Genomic DNA, 8,802 nt, shown 5'->3' with positions numbered 1-8,802 from the left:
GTATGGGAATGATGTATAAAATTTAACTCACGGTAAACAACCGATTTTATTGCTATAAACTTATTAACCAGTGTTTTCCCTGCCGAAATTGCTAAAATCTGCACGCTATCATCTTTTTTTACGGCATTTACGGGTATATCAAAATTGTTTACACCATCTTTTATCATAAAAGAATAAGATTCACTATTATTCACTTTAACCTTAAGCTGCTCCTCTTTTCCAAAGTGCAAAGCGGTTAATACAATAGGCTGTTTTCCGTTTTTCAATAGAAATGGCATCGGATTGATGTCTACTTTTTCTTCAAAAGAAAATTTGAAGGTCATATACCAATCGTTGCTATTCTGCGCCTGGCCAACCACTTTAAGCCGAACTGCTTGCCCTGGTTTTACCTTACTCTTTGGCAAGCGCAGGAAAGCCAGTCCGTGGGCATCATTGGCACCATCTCTTTTAGTTTGCTGAAAAACCAGCGCAGAACCATCAGCTGTTTTAAAAATCCAGTCAGGTGTTTTATTCCCTGGTATTGTGGTAAAGGTTAACAGTTTTTCATCGTTTACATATAAATCAAAATTGCGGTTACCGCTGCTGGTCGCAGTAGAATGTGCGGCAACCCAACTGAAATAAACATAATCTGCTTTGCTGTTTTGAGGAACTTTAGCCGTTTCCCATTCGATGGTTTTCTTACCATCTGTTACCCGCGTTAACAAAGCTGTTGTGGCATAATCTGGAAAGGCCGAAAAGTAAGTGATGTTTTCGCCACTTATTTCTTTTGCAAAACCATTAACCCAATTTATTTTTCCAAAATAAGGAACAGCAGTCTGCGATTGTGCTTGAATGCAATTTATTAGCAGAACAGCAATTATTACTATTTTTTTCATCTATATAAAATTTGTTTTTATTGGTGATGAAACTGTTATGATTTTATTCATCTCCATTTATGCTTTGGAAAAATCATGATGGCTTCATATAATTTAAAAACTCGGTTTTAGTGCTTTTTAAATTTATTCTATTTTTTTATCAACTACCGCTTTCAGTTTGACATCCCCTCTTCCCATTAAATCACCCTGCAAAAGGTTTTGTTAAAATGTACAAGAGGTAACTTAATTTTTGGGTTAACATTGGTTTTAATCATCATCTTTTTTATTACTTAATCTTACAAATGCCGCACGACGTGGGCTGGGGCAAGCAATTTTGTCTCCTTTAATGGCATACCAAAGTAACTCGGTAAACTCCAAATCGGGCACGGCATCAACCTTCGAAAAATCATAAGTGTCTGATTTTTGCTGCCATTTGTTCATTACCAAATTCACTTCTTTTAAGTCAATATTTGAAGGCACCGATTTAAAAGAGGTAAAATCAGGAATTGCAGTAAAACTGTTCCACAATGGAGTTGATCCGGCGTCATGTTGAGACAAAGGCGCTAAGCCCAGAATCAGTTCTATCGTACGCAGAAAGGAAGTAGAGGAATACATCGTGTGATCGATAAAATTTCTTTTCACATATGGTCCTGCCAAAAATGCCGTACTGCGGTGTGCATCGACGTGATCAGTACCGCTTTGCGCATCATCTTCGACAATCAGAACCAGGCATTCATTCCAAATTGGACTTTTACTCAAATATTCCACTAGAAGACCAGTAGCCAAATCATTATCGGCAACATGTGCATTCGGTGTTGGCCGTCCTTTCCTCAAACCCTCTGTATGGTCATTTGGGAAACGAATGGTGTTGAAACGTGGCACTTGTTTAATCGCAACCAATGAATCGAAATCTTTTTTCCATTGCTCAAAACGGTTTACGTCTTTTTCCGCCAATTCGTCCCAAGAATTGAAAGTCTTGCAATAGTTGTTTTGCAAGACCGGAAGCGTAGGCTTTTTGTCCAGCATAAATTCACCATAGTTCCTGAAACTTACATTAGCACGTTTACAGGCATCCCAAATGAATCCAGCCTTGTTATTGGCTATTGCTCTCCGGCCTTCTCCCGGATAGTCCCAGGCACGACTATAACAGGTTGGCCATATTTTTTCAAGATAATCGGTTGCATAAGCTCCCAATGTCCAGTTATGTCCATCGGCACTGACTTCAGCATCGACATAAAAATTATCAAGAAGCACAAAATCTTTCGCTAATTTGTGTTGGTTGGGTGTTATTTTTTCACCGAACATCACCAGAGACGGATCCCCATTCCCTTCTTTCACATCACCCATTACTTGATCGTAGGTGCGATTCTCTTTCACAACATAGAACACGTACTTAATAGGGCTTGGATCACCTACTTTCATCGGGACTGGATTTCCAACGTCATTATGCGCTTTCAATTCTTTTTCTTTTGAATACGGCGAATTTTCATAGACCATTTTCGTGTAGGCAGCCAGTAAATCTATCGAAGGCTTATCGATAATACTCAGCGTTCCCTGAAACAGCTCTCCAATAGAATGTACTGATTTTGGTTTTGAAGTATCTTCTGCTCTATATTTTAAATCATACCCTTTCATATATGGCGTTGGTGCCTGAAGATTGGTCATTGGTACAAAGCCTTTTCCGTTGGTCACCAATATTTTTTGATCAACCAGCTTCACATTAGTTGGATACCAGCCTGTTGGAATAAACCCAAGTGATTTACTTTCTCCCGGCTCAGAAACGTCAAAAACAGCCAGGCAGTTATTGTCGGCATTGGCAATGTAAAGCTGCTTTCCATCCTTGCTCAGTGCAAGCCCATTAGTGGTTGAACCCGCTGGTGCATTTGGAAACAATGCCGCATTAAGTGTCTCAATTACCTTTCGGCTCTTTCTATCAATCACAGAAACGGAATTATCATCGGAATTGGYCACAAAAAGGAAAGCGCCTTTTTTTGAAAGCAGAATTTCGTTTGGATGGCTTCCAACAGCAATTGAGGCGGCAAACTCTTCTTTGATGGTATCAAAAACCAATAATTTTCCACACCCCCAACAACTCACATAGAGTTCTTTTGCATCCGGGCTTAAAACACAAGTGTAACCTTCACCCTTCAATGGAAGTTGTTTTTTTATCTTTTTGGTCTCAAGATCAATCACATAAAGTGAATTATTCTCTTTGGTAACCACATAAAGCAATCGTTTTTTCTCATCGATATCGATTCCAGCTGGCGAAATACGTGTAGGCCATTTTTTGCCCAAAATGATCGTGTCGGCCAGTTTGAGTTTGTCATTAACTATCTTGTACTGCAGAATGACGTTGTCATTTCCACCTGAAACATATAACTTTTTATCGTTTTCGCTAAACTTCAACCCATACCAGCTTGACGGAACAATAACACTATCCAATTGGCGTTCCGCTTTTGGGTCAATCAATTGAATATATTGTTTTCCTAAACCGTTATTGGTAATAGCAATCAGCTTTCCAGATTTGCTGACCGCAATATTCAATGGTAAATCGCCCAATGGTAGGGATCGCCCCACATTGGTAATTCCCCAACCATTGGGCAGTAAAATACTCTTTGAAACAGTTTGTTCAGCGTTTTGTGCCTTCAAATTCAGTGTAAAAAAAACAGGAATTAGAATCGCCAGAAAAATTCGCTTGATGGGTTTATCCATTTCGTTGTTTTTATCTATAATAAAATAAATGAAGCAGGCTGATTGGCATTCAGCTTAACTTCGAACGTATTGTTCCTGATTGGAATTTCCTTTCCTATTTTTTCTCCCCTTAAATTACAGGGTTGTGCCAGTTTATATTTGCTGTTGAGCGGTAGGCTAACGGTACAGGCACCTGCTTTACCATTTTGTTCCCATAAACGGATTACATCACCTTCACCATCCCTGTTTTTTCCAAAGAAGGTCACTAAAATTCCTTTTTCCGATACTGAAATCCCTTTTGAACTACTTGTTTGATTTCCTGCATCACCGCCTGTATAGCCTACCATTAATGGATTTCTGAATTCTTCAGAAGGGATAACGATAGAATTCCCATCAGCATAGCGATCGATGCTCCAGATATAAAATTTAGCACTCCACGAACCTTCCACCCATTCAGTAAAATTCGTACTCCACTGATTGTTGTACAGATTGAAGAATACATTTCCTTCTTTTGGAACAAAATCGGTTGAATATTTCCATAACCCCGGACGGTCCAGACTTACACCTGGTACATCAGGAGAAGTAAGTCCAAACCCTTGACTGTTTTTATCTAAAACGGCTACTCCTGTATTGATAAAACCATAATCTAAATTCGTACCCTTTACAAAATCGGTTGTTGGATCTATTACCGCACCGAGCCTGCCCAGTTTAAACTTTGGTTTTTCGATATTGAAAGGAAAACTAATCCAACCGCCTTCAGGCCAGGCCTCTGCCGGTTTACCATTGATGCTCCAGATCACCTCTACAACGGGTTTATTTTCATACAAGGTAAAAACCATCGTATAATTGTGATTCAGATCGGCATCCCCTTTGAAAGTCACTGTAGCGGTAACCGATAAGGCATCTTTCGAAAATTTGATCGCTGCATTTTTACCAGATGTTTTTTTGTACGGCGTATTATCAAGATTGATCCGGCCCAATTCAGAATATGCCCAGTTCCAACCTGCCTTAATATAATCTTTAGCATACTTGTCGGTTTGAACTTTTGAAAAATGTTCGTTCATGTACTGTCCGAATTTGTATTCCGAATTCTCATTAACCATCTCTTTCTTCGATTTTTTGTCAATCAACGATTTGATCGTACCACTTTGTTTGTCGAAGGTGATTTTAAAAAATTCGTTCTCCATCATTGCGTTTTCCGTATCCAGTGAAAGATTCGATTTTGGAATTACTGCTTCCTCATCAGATGAAACGAAAGTACTGTAACCCATCGCCGGGATACGATTGGCCTGGAACTGAAGAATATTTTTATTTCTGACAATCGGAACCAGCTCCCCTGTAGCTACATTTTTCAACGTCTTTTTGAAATTTGTGCCAGTTTGAAGGGTTACTAAATCATTACGTTCCCATGGAAGTGGGTTGTAAACCACGATACGGTTTCCTGCTACATTTACAGCAGCAGCCAAACGCTTCATCTCTCTGTTAAAAGTTGGAAGAATTAGTTTTTCTGAACCAGTAATATAATTCCCTTTCTCTTTCCAGGAATACTCAATTGCGTCATAGTATCCTTTTGCGCGTAGTTTTTCAAACTCATTGCCATAGGCCCAATAACCAGAATTGCCGTGGCTCATTGCCAAACCCCAGGTATGTTCATCAAAAAGGTTAATATTCTCTAATGACTGATCAACGATTGTATTGATGGGTTCTTCTGGTTTTCTTCCCCAGATAGCAGAAAGGGTACTGAATGCTTCCAGATTTAAAGTCGATTTGCTCAGGGCCCTACTCGATTTCATTTCACGCGGCATCGACATATAACCATGAATCCAGGTATCAGGCATGTCGCCTCTTACGGTAATCAGCTTTGGTTTTTCTTTGGCAATTGTGGTGTAAAAATCGGCCATACTGCCTACGCGCACTTTTGCACCCGGATTTAGTTTTTCAATATTGGCTACTGCTTCCCTAAATTCTTTGTAAGTTGGCGCGCCGCTGTTGTCATTAGTCTGAACGATAGCCAACCAGGTTTTATGCGTCCAGTCTTTTGGAGGCGCAGGACTTGTTCCGTAATATTCACCATAGTAAAAAGTCATCAACTTTGATTTGTCGGGACCTTCCCACCAGAACAATAAGGGAACTTCTGGTGATCTTGATGCGGGATTGCAGCCAATATGCAGAAATTTAACTCCTGCATTATTCAACAGGGTAGGCATAATCCAGGAATGGCTTGGCACATCTGACATTTTCGCATCTATTGGTAGCGGCAAACCTGCTTCTTTGCTTATTTTTGAAGCATATCCCAACGATTGTACCAGCGGTTCTAAATCACTAGATTCGGTTTCCATAGAAAAAGGCAGGGCATGAACAAAAAAGCGCCCATCTTTTATGGCTTTTTCAACTCTTGTTTTAACATCAGGTGTTGCTTTTGCAAGGATTTCTTTCATCGGCCAGCCTGAAATCGTCCATTTAAATTGTTGGTCTTTTGGCAAATCTTTTGACTGATCAACGGTATTCAAAGCACTTGTGATCATCGAATTAGCGTAATTGTAGCGAACGTTGTCTGACCAATCGGTATAACCAATATCAAAATGTGTTTTAAATACAACAATTACTTCTTTTACGCTAGTGTTTGTTTGCCCAACCACGCAAGTACTTACAAGTAAAAGCATGAATAAAGCAAAAACGAAATGTTTCATTTTTTTTATGATTTGGTTAGAAATTTCATTTTTAAGGGGACAGGAATCGCTCGAATTATTTACTATTACAAATCGTACAACTTCTTATAATCGACTTTAGGGATTGTTTTTCCGAAAGCATCTAATTCCTTATCTCCATCAAATAAAAGGGGAAAAAACTTCCCATCAAGCTGTTGATCCTGAGGCATTGGAGGAAAGCTGCTTAGGGCTTCTTGTCTATGATAGCCCGCCGTGTTTCCAAGCGTATGGTAACTCATTGTATTTAGGACTGTTGCCCTTCTCGGCCGGTCGGAAGTATTGGCATAAGAGCCATGCATGGTAAGCGGATGATGAAAACTGGCAAAACCTTTTGGCAGTTCGTTAGGTACCCGCTTTTCAAAGGCCTCCAATTGTTCTTGATTTAATATTTCTCTTACGGCATCCATATCTCCGGTTAACCCGGTAATAGGAAGTAAACCCCAGTTGTGGCTTCCCGGAACAAAGTAGAGGCAACCGTTTTCGGTATTGGCATCATCCAATCCGATCCAACAGGTGAGGTGGTGCATGGGTTTGGTAAATGTCCAGTAGGAAAAATCCTGGTGCCATGCCACTACCCCGCCGTGTTTAGCAGGCTTGCAGAACAGCTGGTCGTGAAAAATCCTAAAAGACTGACCCAACAATTGGTAAGCTGCCATGCGAAATGCAGGCGCCCATAACAAATCATGAAATCCTGATGTTAAACGCCAGGCACCGATTGCATGAAAGAGTACTTTGTTAGGGTCTTCGGATTCATTGCTTTCATAGTGGTAAAATAGTTTTTTATTTTCTTCGCTTAATGATTGTAATTTTACAAGTTCTGCATTGAGCAGATCTACCTGTTCTTCAGATAGAATTTTAATCCCTTTAACAAAACCATCCTTTTTAAAAGAAGCAATCTGTTCTTCGGTTAACATGTATTGTTCCCACTCCTTTGCCGTCTGTGGCTGGACAAACATGGTACTGATCGGATGGCTATAATCGGCTAAATCTTCAGAAAAAATTAAATTTCCCATAATCGTTGTTTTTAAAGCTTTATAAAAAAGTTATTATTTGATTTAAAACATCTTCTTTTAGTAGACATGATGTCTCAGCTTTTTTTGTTTTTATACTTATATATCGGCCTGCTTTTATTTCAGTATAAAGCTGGCAGGAGCATATCTGTTCAATGGAAAAGTGAGTTTGCTATTGGAAACGGAAAGTTGTTTTCCTTTTACTTCACCACGAAGATTTACCGGCGTGGCTTTAGTATAAGCTGATCCTTTGGGCAAAGTGACGGTAACATTTCCCGAAAGGCCTCCCTGCTCCCACAGCCGCAAAACAGTTCCGTTTCCATCGGGATTTTCGCCAAAAGCAGTTACCAGCACACTACCACGTGAAATAGCCAAGCCATCCTTTTTCCCCGCCAATTTCCCTGCTTCTCCTTCAGCAATTCCTGTCAACAATGGCAAACGGGCTTCCCATGAGTTTTGAACCAGGTTTGGTACCGTTGAGGTCTGCTTATCAACTGCCCATATACGAACTTTTTCACTCCATGTACCCTCTTGCCATAATGGAAAATTGGTATTCCACATGTTATTGTAAACATTGACAAATACCGATGGTATTTTAGGTTCATGATCTAAAGAAAACTTCCATAAACCTGGTTCTCCCAGGCTAATCAATGGAGAATCCATTGGAGATAGCGCAACCCCAGATTTATCTGATGCAGTAATTGAAACACCGGAATTTACGGCCATCAAATATTTGTTGGTTCCCTGAATAATGTCTGTGGCAGGATTTACCGGGCCACCCAAACGACCAACTGTAAAGGTAGGCTGCTTAACCGCGAATGGGAAACAAAGCCAGCCTCCTTCTGGCTGTTTATCAGGTGTTTTACCATCAACAAACCATTCTACATCTACGTAAGCCGAATTACGTGGAAAAGTAAATGTTAAGGTATAATGTTTAGCAAAACCTTTAGGATCAACAGCAGTTAAAGTTGCAACATCTTCAATATCTGAATGAGACACAGAAATTTTCCAATCATTTGGTGTAAAAGTTAAATAGGGCGCTTTTTCAGCATTGATCATTCCAGGTTTACCGAGATCATTTAAGCCCCAACCGTCTTTTACCCTGCTGTAGGCATTAAACCATTGATCTACTTCCTTTGTACTGAAGCGTTCATGCAGAAACTGACCGATGGCATATTTTGATGATTGATCAACTAATTCTCGGCCTGTCTTTTTTTCTATCAATGAAGCTATCCCACCCCTGTTTAAGTCGAAAATAATCTTAAAATAAGGTGTACTAAACGAAGATTGCGTATCACTTGTAAGGGTTAATTCTTTTAAATCATTTTGAGCATAAGAAACATAACCAGAGGCWTCTATTTCTTTAACATAAAAAGATTTGCCCTTTTCCCATGGGTTTTCAATGATCGCTGATCTTTTCCAGGGTAAGGGATTATAAACGACTAAACGTTTTCCAGCTACATTTACCGACTTTGCAAGCAGATTAAGGTGAGCTTTTAATTCATCCCCTACAATTTTGTTTGTATTCAGGATATACTC

General features: G+C 39.7%; 5 protein-coding genes. All 5 read right to left on the bottom strand.

Features of this window, described 5'->3' with window-relative positions:
* A partial coding sequence (locus AC1DPQ_RS09655; protein WP_477609024.1) for a hypothetical protein occupies positions 1–875 on the bottom strand: 875 nt, incomplete at its 3' end.
* A 246-nt stretch (positions 876–1,121) separates the two neighbouring features.
* The gene (locus AC1DPQ_RS09650; RefSeq protein WP_477609022.1) at positions 1,122–3,566 is read right to left on the bottom strand and encodes a bifunctional YncE family protein/alkaline phosphatase family protein; all 2,445 of its coding nucleotides are present in this window, start codon (positions 3,564–3,566) and stop codon (positions 1,122–1,124) included.
* A gap of 14 nt (positions 3,567–3,580) precedes the next feature.
* Complete coding sequence (locus tag AC1DPQ_RS09645; protein ID WP_477609020.1) at positions 3,581–6,235, bottom strand: glycoside hydrolase family 38 N-terminal domain-containing protein; 2,655 nt, start codon at positions 6,233–6,235, stop codon at positions 3,581–3,583.
* Between the two features lie 65 nt (positions 6,236–6,300).
* Complete coding sequence (locus AC1DPQ_RS09640; RefSeq protein ID WP_477580823.1) at positions 6,301–7,266, bottom strand: phytanoyl-CoA dioxygenase family protein; 966 nt, start codon at positions 7,264–7,266, stop codon at positions 6,301–6,303.
* A 114-nt stretch (positions 7,267–7,380) separates the two neighbouring features.
* The coding region (locus AC1DPQ_RS09635; RefSeq protein ID WP_477609018.1) for a glycosyl hydrolase-related protein at positions 7,381–8,802 on the bottom strand (1,422 nt) is incomplete at its 5' end.

The organism is Pedobacter sp. 01T416_2 (assembly GCF_056398925.1).
Note: the sequence above shows the minus strand (reverse complement) of the source record. Positions and strands in the feature narration are given on the sequence as shown.